The sequence below is a fragment of the Amycolatopsis sp. NPDC114505 genome, assembly GCF_055633615.1.
In genome coordinates, this window is the sequence record NZ_JBVKDV010000001.1 from 1,031,693 (window position 1) to 1,046,198 (window position 14,506).

The following is a 14,506-nucleotide window of genomic DNA, read 5'->3' on the forward strand; positions in this document are numbered from 1 at the left end:
CAGCTGATTCACAGGCCCACACCGAAGGCCACTTTAGAGTGAAAACTTTCCCTGGTCGGTACCCGTCTTAAGCTGGGGCCATGCGATTCGGGGTGCTGGGGGCCATCGCCGCGTGGCGCCCGGACGGTACGCAGGTGGCGGTGGGTGGCCCGCGGTCGCGGACGCTGCTGGCACTGCTCGCCCTGGACCCCGGCCGGTTCGTCCCGGCGGAGCGGCTGATCGACGGGATGTACGGCGAAAACCCGCCGGACGGCGCGGCGAACGCCCTCCAGTCGCAGGTGTCCCGGCTGCGGACGGCGTTGAAGGAGCTGGCGCCGGTCGAGTTCACCCCGGCGGGGTACCGCTTGGTCGTCGAACCGGACGAAGTGGACGCATCGGCCTTCGAAAGCCTTGCCCGCGAAGGCCGGACGCTGCTGAAGAACGGCGAGCACGCCCGCGCGGCGTCCACTTTGGGCGAAGCGATGGCGTTGTGGCGCGGGCCGGCGTTCACCGACCTGGCCGACGCGCCGTTCGCCGCCGCCCAGGCCGCCCGGCTCGAAGAGCTGCGGGCCGACGCGGCGGACGACCACGTCGAAGCTCGGCTGGCCCTCGGGCGGGCCGAAGACGTCCTCGCCGAGCTGCGGGACACCGTCGCCGCGCAGCCACTGCGGGAGCGGCCGCGCGCGCAGCTCGTCCGCGCGCTCGCCGCCGCGGGCCGGCCGGCCGACGCGCTGGCCGCGTTCGAAGACGCCCGTCGCGCACTGGCCGACGAGCTGGGCGCCGACCCTGGTCCGGACCTGGCCGAGGCCCACCTCGCCGTGCTGCGCGGCGAGACCGAGCGGCCGGCGATCCCGGCGCTGCCCGCGCAGCTGACCAGCTTCGTCGGCCGGGCCGGTGAGCTGCGGCAGGTGACCGGGCTGCTGGACCGCAGCCGGCTCGTGACGCTGACCGGGCCGGGCGGCACCGGCAAGACGCGGCTGGCGATCGAGATCGCCACGGCCGCCGCCGGTTCCGGACTGGTCGCGTTCGTCGAGCTCGCCCCGCACAACGACGCCGGTGTCGCCGGCGCGGTACTGGCCGCGCTCGGCCTGCGCGAGAGCACGCGCGGCGGCCCGCAGGACCCGGCCGACCGGCTGATCTCGGCCCTGCGCGACCAGCGGGCGCTGCTCGTGCTCGACAACTGCGAGCACGTCGTCGACGTCGCGGCGCGGCTGGCCGCGCGGCTGCTCGGCGCGTGCCCGGGCCTGCGGGTGCTGGCCACCAGCCGCGAGCCGCTCGGCATCACCGGCGAGCAGCTGGCGCCGGTCCCGCGGCTGGCCGTGCCGCCGCCGGGGACGTCCGCCGCGGAGGCACTGGCCTACCCGGCGATCCGGCTGTTCGCCGACCGCGCGGCCGCGAGCGACCCCGCGTTCACCGTCGGCGAGGCGACGATCGGCGACGTCCAGCACGTCTGCGCGGCCCTCGACGGCCTGCCGCTGGCGCTGGAGCTGGCCGCGGCGCGCGTCCGGAGCTTGGACCTCGGCGAGATCGCGGCCCGCCTCGACGACCGGTTCCGGCTGCTCGCCCGCGGCAGCCGGACGGCCGAGGAGCGGCACCGGTCGCTGCGCGGCGTCGTCGAGTGGAGCTGGGACCTGCTCGGCGACGACGAACGCGAGCTCGCCCGGCGGCTGACGGTGTTCCCCGGCGGCGCGACGCTCGCCGCGGCGGCCGAGGTCTGCGGCGCCGACGCCGACCTGCTCCTCGAACTGGCCGACAAGTCGCTGGCCGAGGCCGTCGGCGGGCGGTTCCGGATGCTGGAGACGATCCGCGCGTTCGGCGCGGAGAAGCTCGCCGAAGCGGGCGAGACCGAGCGGTTCCACCGCGCGCACGCCGAGTACTTCCTGCGGTTCGCCGAGGAAGCCGACCCGATGCTGCGGACCGCGGCGCAGCTGACCTGGCTGGACCGGATCGACGCCGAGTACGACAACCTCCTGGCCGCCCTGCGCTGGGCGACCGGGAACGACGTCGCGCTCGCGCTCCGGCTGGTGCCGCTGCTGGCGATGTACTGGTGGATGCGCGGACGGCGGTTCGAGGGCGCCGGGTTGTCGGCGGCCGTCGTCTCGCGGACCCCGCCGGAGCTGCGCGAGGAGTACGTCGAGGAGTTCCTGGTGTGCGTGCTCGGCGCGCTGTCCGGGCAGCCGGACGAGGCCCTGGAGCAGTACCTGCCGATGGTCCACCGGTACGCGACGAGCGTGGACTGGGCGCCCCGGAACCCGATCCTGGTGATGCTGCTGGGCGTGGTCGCCGGCCCGCCGGGCGACGACGAGCAGCTGCTCGGCCGCGGCGAGGCGCTGCTGGCCCACGGCGACCCGTGGAGCTGGGCGCTGCTCCCGACGGGCATGGGCCTGCGAGCGATGATGACAGGCGACCCGGCCGGCGCCGAAGAAGGACTGCGCGAGGGCGCGGCCCAGTTCCGCGAGCTGGGTGAGCGGTGGGGCCTGTCGATGGCGCTCGACCACCTGTCGCAGCTGCTCGCGTGGCGCGGCGACCACGCCGCCGCGCTGCCGATGATGGACGAGGCACTGGGCCTGATGCACGAGATCGGCGCGCGGGACGACGTCGCCGACCTGATCTGCCGCCGCGGGTGGGTCCGGCTGCTGGACGGCGACCGCGCGGGCGCCCAGGCGGACTACGAACTGGCCGCGGCGACGGCCCGCCGCTCCGGCATGCCGGAGTCCCGCTCCGCGGCCTACGTCGGCCTGGCGACACTGGCGCGGCTGTCCGGCGACCTGGCCGCGTCCAGGGAGCTCTGCGAGCGCGCGCTGACCGAAAGCCCGGCCGGCTCGTTCTCGGCGGAGTCGGTCCGCGCGGCGGCGATGATCGCCCTCGGCTGGCTCTCGGTGGTCGAAGGCCGGCCGGCCGAAGCGGCCCGGCTGCACCGCGAGGCGCTGCTCACGGGCCGGCGCCGGCACGCCGGCGACATCGTCGCGTTCGCTTTGGAGGGCCTGGCCGGGGTCGCCGCGGCGGAGTCGCACCCGGAGCAGGCCGCGCTGCTCCTGGGCACGGCGGTAGCGGTGCGCGGGACGGCGATCACCGGCGACCCGGACGTCTCGGCGGTGCGCACCCGGGTCGTCGAGACGCTGGGGACGGACGGGTTCGAGCGCGCCTACGGGACGGGGCTCGGGATGAGCGCCCAGAAAGCGCTCACCACGGCAGGGCTGGCGGACTAGTCGTTCCGGACGTCCGGGGCGCCACCAGCGGGACCGCGTGCCGGTCGCCGGAGCGGACCATCGCCAGCAGCGGCTTCACCAGCACGCCCAGTGCCCGCGCCACCGCCGGCCGCCCGTTCCGCCGGGCGAGGTCCGGACCGAACCGGTCCATCAGCGCCACCAGACCCGGCAGCGTCCGGACGAACAGCGTCGCCTCCTCGATCAGCCCGTCGGCGTTCAGGCGCACCACCGTCGCCTCCTCGATCGGCTCGCCGCCGATCCGGGCGGTGTAGACCACCACCCGCGTCCGCTCGTCGCCGACGTCGGTGTGGAAGCGGATCTCCGACAGGTGCGCGTACGCCACCTCGATCAGCGGCCGCAGCTGCGCGTGCCCGGTGAACCGCACTCGCGAGGTCAGCGGCGAATGCAGGACCGCGTCCGGCGCGAACGCCGTCATCGCCAGGTCGACGTCGCCGGCTTCGGCCGCGCGGCGGTAGGTCTCCGTGCTCATCGTTCCCCCTCGATCAGCGCGGCCAGGCCGCGCCACAGCAGGTCCACGGTCAGCGCGACGACCTCGTCACGCGGGATTTCGCGGTGGCGCCACCACCACGTCGCCACGGCGTTCAGCGCGCTCTTGCACGCCTCCGCCAGCACCTCGTCGGCCAGCGGGCGCGGGATGCGAGCCGTGAGGGCCAGCGGCACGCCGTGGAACAGCGCCGCCAGGTTGGCCGTCGCGCGCTCCTGGCCGCGGCGGTGCACCGACGCGACCGCCGGGTCCGACGGCGTCTCCGCGAAGATCATCCGCCAGCCACGCTCGTGGTCCTCGATCCACGCGAAGATCGCCGAGACGCGGCTGCGCAGCAGCACCTCCGGATCGTCCGACGCCGGGAGCGAGCCCCAGCCGGCCAGCAGGCCGTCCACTTCGGACTCCAGCAGCGCCGCGTACAGCTCCGCCTTCGCCGGGAAGTGGTCGTAGAGCACCGGTGTGCTGATCCCGGCGGCCGCCGCCACCTCGCGCATCCCCGCGGCGTCGTAGCCCACCGATCCGAAAACCGAGCCGGCCGCGGCGAGGATCCGCTCGCGCCGCGCTTCCCGCGTCAACCGCTTACCTGACATTGGTTAGGTACCGTACCTGACGACTGTTAGGTAACGCCAGGGGACAGCAGCCCGCGAGCACTCGCGTAGCCTGGTCGATCGTGCGCAACGTGGTGGTCGTCGGGGGCGGGATCGTCGGTCTGGCCGTGGCCTGGGAGCTGACCAGGCGCGGGCTGGACGTCACGGTGCTGGAGAAGGAATCGCGCTGGGCGGCGCACCAGACCGGGCACAACTCGAACGTCGTCCACGCCGGGCTCTACTACAAGCCCGGGTCCTTCAAAGCGCGGATGTCCGTCGCCGGCAACCGGTCCATCGTGGACTTCGCGCGGCAGTACGGCGTGCCCGTCGAGGTCTGCGGCAAGCTCGTCGTCGCGACCGACGAAAAAGAGATCCCCGCGCTCAACACCCTCGCCGAGCGGGCCGAGGCCAACGGCGTCCCGGCGAAGAAGATCTCCCCCGCCGAAGCCCGTGAGTACGAGCCCGAGGTCGCCTGCGTCGCCGCGCTGCGGGTCGAGTCCACCGGGATCATCGACTTCCCCGGGGTCTGCCAGGCGCTCGTCCGGCTGCTCGACGAGGCCGGTGTCGACCTCCGGCTGAACAGTCCCGCGCTGGCCATCCGCGCCGGGGCGAACGGCGGGGTCGAGGTCGCGACCGGCGAAGACGTCATCGTCGCGGACGGGCTCGTGAACTGCGCCGGCCTGCACTCCGACCGCGTCGCGCGGCTGGCCGGGCTGACGCCGTCGGCGAAGATCATCCCCTTCCGCGGGGAGTACTACGAGCTCAAGCCCGAACGCCGCGGCCTGGTCAAGGGCCTGATCTACCCGGTGCCCGACCCGACGCTGCCGTTCCTCGGCGTGCACCTCACGCGGATGCTCGACGGCAGCGTCCACGCGGGCCCGAACGCCGTGCTCGCGCTGCGCCGCGAGGGCTACCGCTGGGCCGACTTCTCCGCGAAGGACGTCGCCGAGGTCGCGACCTTCCCGGGTGTGTGGCGGCTCGCGAAGAAGTACGCGGTCCCGACCGGGCTCGACGAGGTCCGCCGCTCGTTCTCGAAGAAGCGGTTCGCCGCGAGCCTCGCCCGGCTCGTCCCGGCCGTCACCGAGGACGACATCGTCCGCCACGGCTCGGGCGTGCGCGCGCAGGCCATGCGTCGCGACGGCTCGCTCGTCGACGACTTCCTCATCGAGACCGCGCGCGACCAGGTGCACGTCCTGAACGCGCCGTCCCCGGCCGCGACGAGCGCGCTGGAGATCGCGCGCCACATCGCCGACCAGGTCTCAGAGGGCTGACACCGCCTAGCTCGGCAGGTTCGGCGTCACCAGCGGCAGGCCCTGCTTGACGACGTCGCAGGTCTTGGTGTCGTCGCCGATGAACCCGCTGACGACCTGCACGGACGACGTGTCGGTGATCGGCAGGGTCGCGCCGCAGGTCGCCCGCAGGCCGCCCATGTTCGGGAAGAGGCCCCACTTCTTCCCGCCGACGTCGACGGTCTCGGTCGGGTTGACGCCCGACGCGCCCGGCCAGTCCCCGACCGGCGTGCTGGGGCCGAACCAGACTTCGAACGCCTTCTGGCCCTCGTCGCCGTCGGTGTCGTCCCAGAGGCAGTAGGTCGCGTTGGGCACCGACGACGAGGTGTCCTTCTCGCCGGTGGGCGAGATGTTCTTCAGCTGCGCCACCTGGTCCGGCTTCAGCATCGCGCACGGGTCGGCCGCGAGCAGCGGCCCGCCCGGCTCCGTCTTGGCCGGCGCCGTCGGGGTGATCGACGGCGCGTCCTGGCCGCCGGGCAGGTGGGCCGCGACCTGCGGGATCGCCGTCTTGGCCAGCTCGCACGACTTTTCGAGCGGCGGTTCCGACACGCTGACGTACGCGAACGACTTGTCCCCGAAGAGGGCGTAGAGCACGCAGTCGTCGGAGAGGAGGGACGGGTACTGCCGCCAGCTGAAGCCGGCGATCTGCTGCGGCTCGCCCTTCGGGACGGCCCCGGCGATGTACTCGTTGAAGTCGATGTCCGTCGTGTAGCCGACGTTCAGGATGGCCGACGGCTCGATGTCGTCCTTGGTGTTCCACAGGCACATCGCCGTCTGGTTCCGGTCCTTGTTCTCCGGCACCGACCGGCCCTTGGCCTCGTAGCCGAGGGCGTCGAGCTGGCCCTCCTCGAGCAGGGAGCAGGCGTCGACGGCCTTGACGATCGGGCCCTGGCCCGGCACCGGCGCCGCCGAACCGCCGACGGCCACCGTGCAGCCGGACGCCACCACGGTCAGGGCCGCCAGGGCCACCGTGACCTGCCACTTCATGCGCATGCGAAGAGTCCTCTCCCGTTCGGCCCGGACCTTACTGGGCCGAACGGGCGCGCACCTGGCATACCGCGAATCAGCGGGGCGTGAGGACTTCCTTGCCGCCGACGAACGGGCGCAGCGCCTCGGGCACGCGGACCGAGCCGTCCTCCTGCTGGTGGTTCTCGATGATCGCGACGATCCACCGGGTGGTGGCCAGGGTGCCGTTGAGCGTCGCGGCGATCAGCGGCTTGCCGTTCTCGCCGCGGTAGCGGACCGAGAGGCGGCGGGCCTGGAACGTCGTGCAGTTGGACGTCGAGGTCAGCTCGCGGTAGGTGTCCTGCGTCGGGATCCACGCCTCGCAGTCGAACTTGCGGTGCGCGGACGTGCCGAGGTCGCCGGTCGCGGTGTCGATCACCCGGTAGGGCACCTCGATCTTCGCGAGCATCTGCTCTTCCCAGCCGAGCAGCCGCTCGTGCTCGGCCTCGGCGTCCTCCGGCTTGGTGTAGACGAACATCTCCACCTTGTCGAACTGGTGGACGCGGATGATGCCGCGGGTGTCCTTGCCGTAGGAGCCCGCCTCGCGCCGGTAGCAGGACGACCAGCCCGCGTAGCGGTTCGGACCGTCCTTCAGGTCGAGGATCTCGTCGGCGTGGAAGCCGGCGAGCGGCACCTCCGACGTGCCGACGAGGTACAGGTCGTCGTCCTCGAGGTGGTAGATCTCGCTCGAGTGCTGGCCGAGGAAGCCGGTGCCGGCCATGATCTCCGGGCGTACCAGCGACGGCGTGATCATCGGCGTGAAGCCGTTCTCGAGCGCCTGCGCGATGGCCATGTTGAGCAGGCCGAGCTGCAGCTGCGCGCCGACGCCGGTGAGGAAGTAGAACCGCGAGCCCGAGACCTTCGCGCCGCGTTCCATGTCGACGCCGCCAAGCGCTTCGAGCAGCTCGAGGTGGTCCTTCGGGGCGAAGTCGAACTTCGTCGGCTCGCCGACGTGCTTGAGCACGGTGAAGTCGTCTTCGCCGCCGACCGGCGCGTCCGGGTGCACGAGGTTCGGGACGGTGCGGAAGAGCTGGTCGAACTCGTCCGACGACGTGTTCTGCTCCGCCTCGGCCGCCTTGACCTGCGCGGCGAGCTCCTTGGCGGTGGCCAGCAGCTGCTGCTTCTCCTCCGGCGGCGCCTTCGGGATCTGCTTGCCCAGGAGCTTCTGCTCGTTGCGCAGCTTGTCCGCGGCGGCGATGGAAGAGCGGCGCCGGGTGTCGAGGGAGAGCAGTTTGTCGACCACTCCCTCGTCTTCACCACGGGCGCGCTGCGACGCGCGCACGGCTTCCGGGTCATCGCGCAGAGTCCTGGGGTCAATCACGAAGACAGAGGGTAGTCCGTACAGACTGTGCGTCCCTACTGGGTTATCCCGACAGTCTGATCGTTGAAGCGCTGTTCACGGCGTCCTCATACTCCAGGGATACCCCAGAGGAGGCGCCCCGATGACCGACGAGCTGCTCGCCCGGCACCGCGCTGTCATGCCGTCCTGGATGTCGCTGCTCTACGAGGAGCCGATCGAGATCGTGCACGCGCACGACCGCCGGATGACGGATTCGCAGGGCCGCACCTACCTCGACTTCTTCGCCGGCGTGCTGACCAACTCGATGGGCTACGACGTCGCCGAGATCGGCGACGCGGTCCGCAAGCAGCTCGACACCGGCATCCTGCACACCTCGACGCTGTACCTGATCCGCTCGCAGGTCGAGCTGGCCGAGCGGATCGCGAAGCTGTCGAACATCCCGGACGCGAAGGTCTTCTTCACCAACTCCGGCAGCGAGGCCAACGACACCGCGCTGATGCTCGCGACGCAGTTCCGGCGCAGCAACCAGGTGCTGGCGATGCGGAACTCCTACCACGGCCGCTCGTTCGGGACGGTCGCGATCACCGGCAACCGCGGCTGGTCGGCATCGGCGCTGAGCCCGGTCAAGGTCAACTACGTCCACGGCGGCTATCGGTATCGAAGCCCGTTCCGGGACATGTCGGACGCCGACTACATCAAGGCCTGCGTCGCGGACCTGGTGGACGTGCTGGAGACGGCGACCGCGGGCGACGTCGCCTGCCTGATCGCCGAGCCGATCCAGGGCGTCGGCGGGTTCAGCCTGCCGCCGGACGGGCTGTTCCGCGCCATGAAGGAAGTGCTGGACTACTACGGCGTGCTGTTCGTCTCGGACGAGGTCCAGACGGGCTGGGGCCGCACCGGCGAGCACTTCTGGGGCATCGACGCGCACGGCGTGACGCCGGACATGATGACGTTCGCGAAGGGCCTCGGGAACGGCCTCGCGGTGGGCGGGGTGGTGGCCCGCGGAGACGTCCTGGACTGCTTCCAGGCCCAGTCGTTCTCGACGTTCGGCGGCAACCCGGTCTCGATGGCGGGCGCGACGGCGGTGCTCGACTACATCAAGGACCACGACCTGCAGGCGAACTGCGCGGCCCGCGGATCGCAGCTCATCTCCGGTCTGCAGGCCGCCGAGTCGCCGCTCGTGGCCGAGGTGCGCGGCAAGGGCCTGATGATCGGAGTGGAGCTGATCAAGCCGGGCACAACGGAGCCGCACGTAGCCGCGGCGGCCCGGATGCTGGAGGAGACGAAGAAGCGCGGCCTCCTGATCGGCAAGGGCGGCCTGCACGGCAACGTGCTGCGGCTGGGCCCGCCCATGACGCTGACGGCGGACGAAGCCCAGGAGGGTCTGGACATCCTGGTGGACGCGCTGGCCGCCACCCACGCGGCGCTTTGACACAAAAGAGCGGGTGGTCATCCCGTCGCCTGAGGCCGTCAAATCACTTTGAGCCGGGCCCGCAACCCACAGCGCAAAGCGAGACAGCGACGCAAGCTTGCGGGCCCGGCTCAAAGTGATAGGCCTCGCTCAGGCGACGGGATGACCACCCAGCGGCCCACCTCCGAGAAGTGAGATGGCAGCGAGACGGTGGTCATCCCGGAGCCTGCCCGTCCGGCGAGGACATGCTTTTGCTTTTGAGCCGCGGCAGAAGTCTGCCGCGGCTGCGGGTCCGACCTCCCCCGCCCCTCCGGTTGGAGTCTCAGCCGCCGATCGGGTTTGTCAAGGCGGGAAAGCGTGCCTTGACAAACCCGATCGTCGACTGAAGTGCAGCTGGGATGAGGGGCGGGGGAGGTCTGGTGACCTCGTGGTCGGCCTGCGTTGCCGGCCGCCGGTTCTTCTTCAGCCGCGCACGAACCTCGCCACGTGCTCGGCCAGCTCCTCGCCCTTGTCCTCCTGCAGGAAGTGGCCCGCGTCCTTGATCACCGGGTGCTCCACCCCTTGCGCCCCCTTCATCGAGCGCTGCAGGATCGGGGCCATCCCGCCCGTGATCGGGTCGCCGTCGGAAAACGCCACCAGGAACGGGATTTCCAGGTCCGTCAACGTCTTCCACGCCGCTCGGTTCGCTTCCGAGGCGGGGTCGTCCGGGCGGTAGGGCACCAGACCTGGCATCGCCCGGGGAGCCGCCTTGTACATCTCGTTCGGGAACGGGGCGTCGTAAGCCGCGCGCACCTCTTCCGGCAAGGACGACCGGCAGCCCGACTGGACGAACCGGGCGACGTCCAGCACCGGGGCCTTCTGGATGGCCTCCCGGAACGAATGCCACTGCGGCGGCATGTCGATGTCGCCCGTGGGCAGGCCCGTGTTGGCCGCGACCACCCGCGCGAACCGTGACGGGTTCTCCGCGACCAGCCGCAGCCCGATCAGGCCGCCCCAGTCCTGGCCGACCAGCGTCACGTCGTGCAGGTCCAGCGCGTCGAACGCGAAGCCGCGCATCCACTCGACGTGCCGCGCGTACGTGTGGTCCGCCAGGTCGCCGGGCTTGTCGGACCGGCCGAAGCCGACCAGGTCCGGCGCGATCGCGCGCAGCCCGGCCGCGGCCAGCACCGGCAGCATCTTGCGGTAGAGGTAGGACCAGCTGGGCTCGCCGTGCAGCAGCAGCACCACGGGACCGTCCGACGGCCCGGCCTCCACGTAACCCACTCTGATCACGCCGCCGTGGGGGTCCGCGAGCTCGGTGTACTTCGGCTCGAAGGGGAAGTCGGGCAGGTCCGTGAACCGGTCGTCCGGTGTCCTCAGCAGGCGCACGAACTCCACGCTAGTGGGAACGGAAGAGCCGGGCCACGCGCGACGTGGCCCGGCTCACATTCCGGGGTCAGGAGATGCCGACGGCCACCACGAGGCCCAGGCCGATGTGCGCCGCCGCGACGACGATGCTCACCGGGGCGAACTTCTCGCTCTCGATGGTCGACGCCACGTCGATGCGGGTCGCCCACTCGAGCAGCCGGACCGCGATCACCTGGACGATGATCCCGAGCAGGCCGTAGACCAGCGACGTGATCAGGCCCTCGGTGAGGTCACTGGCCGAGTTGAAGATCGCCACGACGACGATGAACGCCATCGAGAGCATCCCGGACGCGGTCACGATCACCGCGTTCGGCAGGCCCTGCGTGACCAGCTTCGACAGCTTGCCCGGCGTGGTCCAGTCGATCGCGTAGAAGCCGGCGAACATCAGCAGCAGGCCGATGACGCCGTACAGCAGGATCGCGCCGATCCCCCGCACGAGGTCGGAGCCGAACGTGTCGGACAGCGCAAGGGTCGTGTTCACGAGTTGTCTCCCAGGAGAAAGAGCTGATCAGCAGCGGTGTTGTATCACGACTCGACGATGCGATGTGGGACAAATGCCGCACCGTCGTCGGTGACCAGGCCACCGGTCTCGCGGATGCCCAGGCCGGCGGAGCTGTCCCCGACGATCCACGCGCCGAGCGCCGGCCGGTAGCCGTCGAACTCGGGCAGCGGGTCGAACGCCTGGTAGACGAACCCTTCCGCGCCGTAGACGCCGTCGGTCTGGGTCTCGTAGCCGGTCGCGACGATCTGGACGTTCGCGCCCTCGCGGCCCAGCTTCGGCTTGCGGACGTACTCGGTGAGCAGGCCGGGGTCGTCGGCGAACGCCGGCAGCAGGTTCGGGTGGCCCGGGTAGTTCTCCCACAGGATCGCCAGCAGCGTCTTGTTGGAGAGGATCATCTTCCAGAGGGGCTCGATCCACAGCGTCCGCGGCAGCGACTCGACGGCGTTGCGGCCGAACTCCTCGTCGACCACCCACTCCCACGGGTACAGCTTCAGCACGGTCGCCATCTGCGACTCTTCGAGGTCGACGAACCGCTTGAGCACCGGGTCCCAGCCGATCTCCTCGATCGCCAGCCCCACCGTGTCGAGCCCGGCCTCGGCCGCCGTCTCCTGCAGGTACGCCGTGGTGACGTTGTCCTCGCCGGAGGGGTCGGCCGCCGACCAGGTGAAGTGCAGCTCGTTCGACGGCAGCTTGTCCCGCAGGAACGCCCACCGCTCGACGAGCTTCTCGTGGATGGAGTTCCACTGGTCGTCGTCCGGGAAGACGTCGGTCTTCCAGTGCCACTGCAGCAGCGACGCCTCCAGCAGCGTGGTCGGCGTGTCCGCGTTGTACTCGAGCAGCTTCGCCGGCGACTTGCCGTCGTAGCGCAGGTCGAACCGCCCGTAGACGTGCGGGTCCTGCCGCTTCCACGACTCGGCGATGTGCGGCCAGACCCACTCGGGGATGCCGAACCGCTGGTAGCCCTCGGTCGTCACGACGTTGTCGACGGCCTCCAGGCACATCGAGTGCAGCAGCTCGACGTCGGCCTCGAGCGAGAGGACCTCGTCCATGTCGAAGACGTAGTGCACCGACTCGTCCCAGTACGGCCGCATCCGGCCGCTGTTGTCGCGGGCCGGCGTGCCGTAGACGAGCCCCTGCTCCTCGACGATCCGCTGCCAGTCGCGCCGCGGCTCACGCCGGTCCCGGTACACCTACGATCCCCCGCTCTTGCCGCTGCCGCCGGTGCCCCCGGTGGAGCCGCTCTTGCCGCTGATGCCGAAGCCGCCGCGCTGGACGGACTTGCCGGACTTCGTGTTGACGTTGGTGCGCGACGACGGCGCGTCGTAGGAGCCACCGGACACGCGCTGCCCGATGCCGCCGGTCCCGCCGTAGTTGTAGCGATAGCTGTTGTAGCCACCGCCCCCGATCGGCAGGAACAGGAAACCGCCACTGGAGTACCCGCCGTGACTCGTCACGTAGGTCTCGTCGCAGTTGTCGTCGCCCTGGACGATGCCGTTCGAGTCGGTGCAGACCGCGGTGACGTCGCCGGCCGGCTTCGCGACCGTGTAGAACGTCGCGACCAGTCCGACGAGGCCGACGGTCACGCCGCTGCCGATCAGGATCTTGCGGCGGGTCGCCGCCTTGGCGTCGGCCTGGCGGGCCAGCTCGGCGTCCCGTTCTTCCTGGACGAGTGCCTGCTGACGGGCCCGCTGCTCCGCGACCGACGGCTGACGGGGCTGCGTGTTCGAGTCCTGAAACCTCATCGAACCGCGCTTCGGCGGCTCGGGGGGCGGCTGGTCCCCAGTGTTGTTGTCCTGCGTCATGTGCGCTCCGTAATCCCGGCCACCACGAAACCGTGACCCACCCTAACCACCCTAGGTCGCGCACGTCGCGCGCGGCGCGGGCATCATGGACTGCGATGTCTCCCAGCGCCGATCGGTTCCCCACCGCCACGCAGACGCTGCGCACCCGCGTCGTGATGGGCGGGATCTTCGCGGGCGCGCTCATCGCGCTCGCCCTCAGCGTCGTCTTCTCGTGGGGCGGCGAGATCGCGGGCGGAGCCGGCGGTGGCGCCGGCAAGCTGTCCCCGGAGGCCGAGGAGGCGTTCCACTCGCCCCCCGGCAGCTGCCTGACCTGGGCGAACCCGGACGCGAGCGACGCGCGCAAGGTGGCCTGCACGCAGCCGCACAAGTTCGAGGTGACCGCGCTCGTCGACATCGGCGCCCAGTTCCCGGAGGGCGCGCCGGTGCCCGCGCTGGACCAGTGGCAGCAGATCGCCCAGCAGAAGTGCACCTCGGACGTGAAGCCGTACCTCGGCCACAACCTCGACCCGTACGGCAAGCTCACGACGAACCTGCTGCGCCCGACTCCGTCGCAGTGGGCCGACGGCGACCGCCAGCTGCGCTGCGGCCTGCAGTGGGCGGGCCCCGGCGGCACGCTGCTGACGACCACCGGGCCGGCGAAGGAGCAGGACCAGTCGCTCGTGTTCGAGCCGGGCACCTGCCTCGCGCTGCTGGGCAAGGGCGTCGGCGACCCGCTCGAGTGCACCAAGCCGCACTCCTACGAGATCGTCGCGACCCTCGACCTCAAGACGAAGTTCAAGGACGCCTACCCGTCGCAGGACGACCAGAAGGCCTGGCTCGACACCGAGTGCACCAAGCAGGCGTCGGACTACACCGGCGGCGCCGACCTGGACGCGAAGAAGCTGATCCTGACCTGGGACCTGCGGGAGCAGGAGAGCTGGGACGCCGGGTCGACCAAGGTCAACTGCAAGGTCGCGGCGCTGCTGCCGGACAAGAGCGGCCTGCAGGCGGTCACCGGCAGCGTCAAGGCCGCCCCGGCCGGACCCGACGGTCCCGACGGCGGCCAGCCCCAGGACGGCGGCCCGCCTTCGGACGGGGGCGGCGGGCCGGCCACTTCGAGCTCCGCCCCGCCGACGTCGAAGCAGAACGGCTGATGCCCGTCGAGATGAGCCGGGAGCGGTTCGAGGAACTGGTCTCGGAAGCCCTGGACGAGGTGCCGGCCGAGTTCGCGAAGGCGATGGACAACGTCGTCGTGCTCGTCGAGGAGTTCAACGACGAGGCGCCGGACATCCTCGGGCTCTACCACGGGATCGCGCTGACCGAGCGGACGTCGTCCTACGGCGGGGTGCTGCCCGACCGGATCTCGATCTACCGGCAGCCGATCCTCTCGATGTGCGAGGACGAGGACGAGGTCGTCGAAGAGGTCCTCATCACCGTCGTGCACGAGCTGGGTCACCACTTCGGGATCGACGACGCCCGGCTGCACGAGCTCGGCTGGGGCTGAACCGGCACTAGTAGTGACACCGTGACC

At 71.2% G+C, this 14,506-nt stretch carries 13 protein-coding genes; 5 read left to right on the forward strand and 8 right to left on the reverse strand.

What is annotated here, in order from left to right; all coding sequences use genetic code 11:
- Positions 1–80: 80 nt before the first annotated feature.
- A complete protein-coding gene (locus ACZ7OU_RS05290) occupies positions 81–3,188 on the forward strand; it encodes an AfsR/SARP family transcriptional regulator (protein ID WP_470254312.1) in 3,108 nt (1,035 codons plus the stop codon).
- Here ACZ7OU_RS05290 and ACZ7OU_RS05295 read toward each other — a convergent pair.
- Positions 3,163–3,678, reverse strand: coding sequence for a nuclear transport factor 2 family protein (locus tag ACZ7OU_RS05295; RefSeq protein WP_470254313.1), 516 nt, complete (start codon positions 3,676–3,678; stop codon positions 3,163–3,165). The genes ACZ7OU_RS05290 and ACZ7OU_RS05295 overlap by 26 nt on opposite strands.
- Positions 3,675–4,283, reverse strand: coding sequence for a TetR/AcrR family transcriptional regulator (locus ACZ7OU_RS05300; RefSeq protein WP_470254314.1), 609 nt, complete (start codon positions 4,281–4,283; stop codon positions 3,675–3,677). The genes ACZ7OU_RS05295 and ACZ7OU_RS05300 overlap by 4 nt, the downstream gene beginning before the upstream one ends.
- An 80-nt stretch (positions 4,284–4,363) precedes the next feature.
- Between ACZ7OU_RS05300 and lhgO the strand changes: the two genes are divergently transcribed.
- Positions 4,364–5,551, forward strand: coding sequence for an L-2-hydroxyglutarate oxidase (lhgO, locus tag ACZ7OU_RS05305; RefSeq protein ID WP_470254315.1), 1,188 nt, complete (start codon positions 4,364–4,366; stop codon positions 5,549–5,551).
- A gap of 6 nt (positions 5,552–5,557) precedes the next feature.
- Here lhgO and ACZ7OU_RS05310 read toward each other — a convergent pair whose 3' ends face one another.
- Both ACZ7OU_RS05310 and serS read right to left on the reverse strand, forming a co-directional pair.
- Positions 5,558–6,562 carry a DUF3558 family protein gene (locus ACZ7OU_RS05310; RefSeq protein ID WP_470254316.1) on the reverse strand — a complete coding sequence of 335 codons (1,005 nt, stop codon included), beginning with the start codon at positions 6,560–6,562 and terminating at the stop codon, positions 5,558–5,560.
- A 70-nt stretch (positions 6,563–6,632) separates the two neighbouring features.
- Positions 6,633–7,895, reverse strand: coding sequence for a serine--tRNA ligase (gene serS, locus ACZ7OU_RS05315; RefSeq protein ID WP_470254317.1), 1,263 nt, complete (start codon positions 7,893–7,895; stop codon positions 6,633–6,635).
- 121 nt (positions 7,896–8,016) lie between these two features.
- On the opposite strand from serS, the gene ACZ7OU_RS05320 reads away from it, so the two are divergent.
- The gene (locus ACZ7OU_RS05320) at positions 8,017–9,306 is read left to right on the forward strand and encodes an aspartate aminotransferase family protein (RefSeq protein WP_470254318.1); all 1,290 of its coding nucleotides are present in this window, start codon (positions 8,017–8,019) and stop codon (positions 9,304–9,306) included.
- Positions 9,307–9,747: 441 nt separating this feature from the next.
- Here ACZ7OU_RS05320 and ACZ7OU_RS05325 read toward each other — a convergent pair whose 3' ends face one another.
- From ACZ7OU_RS05325 to ACZ7OU_RS05340, 4 genes are all read right to left on the reverse strand, one after another.
- A complete protein-coding gene (locus ACZ7OU_RS05325; RefSeq protein ID WP_470254319.1) occupies positions 9,748–10,653 on the reverse strand; it encodes a haloalkane dehalogenase in 906 nt (301 codons plus the stop codon).
- Positions 10,654–10,720: 67 nt separating this feature from the next.
- Positions 10,721–11,173, reverse strand: a complete 453-nt coding sequence (locus tag ACZ7OU_RS05330; RefSeq protein WP_155548458.1) for a DUF350 domain-containing protein — start codon at positions 11,171–11,173, stop codon at positions 10,721–10,723.
- 44 nt (positions 11,174–11,217) lie between these two features.
- Positions 11,218–12,384, reverse strand: a complete 1,167-nt coding sequence (locus ACZ7OU_RS05335) for a glutathionylspermidine synthase family protein (protein WP_155548457.1) — start codon at positions 12,382–12,384, stop codon at positions 11,218–11,220.
- A complete protein-coding gene (locus ACZ7OU_RS05340) occupies positions 12,385–12,936 on the reverse strand; it encodes a hypothetical protein (RefSeq protein ID WP_470239945.1) in 552 nt (183 codons plus the stop codon).
- A 155-nt stretch (positions 12,937–13,091) separates the two neighbouring features.
- Here ACZ7OU_RS05340 and ACZ7OU_RS05345 point away from each other — a divergent pair, with 155 nt between their 5' ends.
- On the forward strand, positions 13,092–14,129 hold the full coding sequence (locus ACZ7OU_RS05345) for a septum formation family protein (RefSeq protein WP_470254320.1): 1,038 nt from the start codon (positions 13,092–13,094) through the stop codon (positions 14,127–14,129).
- A complete protein-coding gene (locus ACZ7OU_RS05350) occupies positions 14,129–14,479 on the forward strand; it encodes a metallopeptidase family protein (protein ID WP_155548455.1) in 351 nt (116 codons plus the stop codon). The genes ACZ7OU_RS05345 and ACZ7OU_RS05350 overlap by 1 nt, the downstream gene beginning before the upstream one ends.
- The last annotated feature ends 27 nt before the right edge of the window (positions 14,480–14,506 follow it).

Excerpts from the sequence above, each read along its gene's own strand:
- ACZ7OU_RS05350 (WP_155548455.1), top strand. The coding sequence starts at position 14,129 with ATGCCCGTCGAGATGAGCCGGGAGCGGTTCGAGGAACTGGTCTCGGAA.
- ACZ7OU_RS05345 (WP_470254320.1), top strand. The coding sequence starts at position 13,092 with ATGTCTCCCAGCGCCGATCGGTTCCCCACCGCCACGCAGACGCTGCGC.
- ACZ7OU_RS05320 (WP_470254318.1), top strand. The coding sequence starts at position 8,017 with ATGACCGACGAGCTGCTCGCCCGGCACCGCGCTGTCATGCCGTCCTGG.
- ACZ7OU_RS05290 (WP_470254312.1), top strand. The coding sequence starts at position 81 with ATGCGATTCGGGGTGCTGGGGGCCATCGCCGCGTGGCGCCCGGACGGT.
- ACZ7OU_RS05310 (WP_470254316.1), bottom strand. The coding sequence starts at position 6,562 with ATGCGCATGAAGTGGCAGGTCACGGTGGCCCTGGCGGCCCTGACCGTG.
- ACZ7OU_RS05340 (WP_470239945.1), bottom strand. The coding sequence starts at position 12,936 with ATGAGGTTTCAGGACTCGAACACGCAGCCCCGTCAGCCGTCGGTCGCG.
- ACZ7OU_RS05300 (WP_470254314.1), bottom strand. The coding sequence starts at position 4,283 with ATGTCAGGTAAGCGGTTGACGCGGGAAGCGCGGCGCGAGCGGATCCTC.
- ACZ7OU_RS05295 (WP_470254313.1), bottom strand. The coding sequence starts at position 3,678 with ATGAGCACGGAGACCTACCGCCGCGCGGCCGAAGCCGGCGACGTCGAC.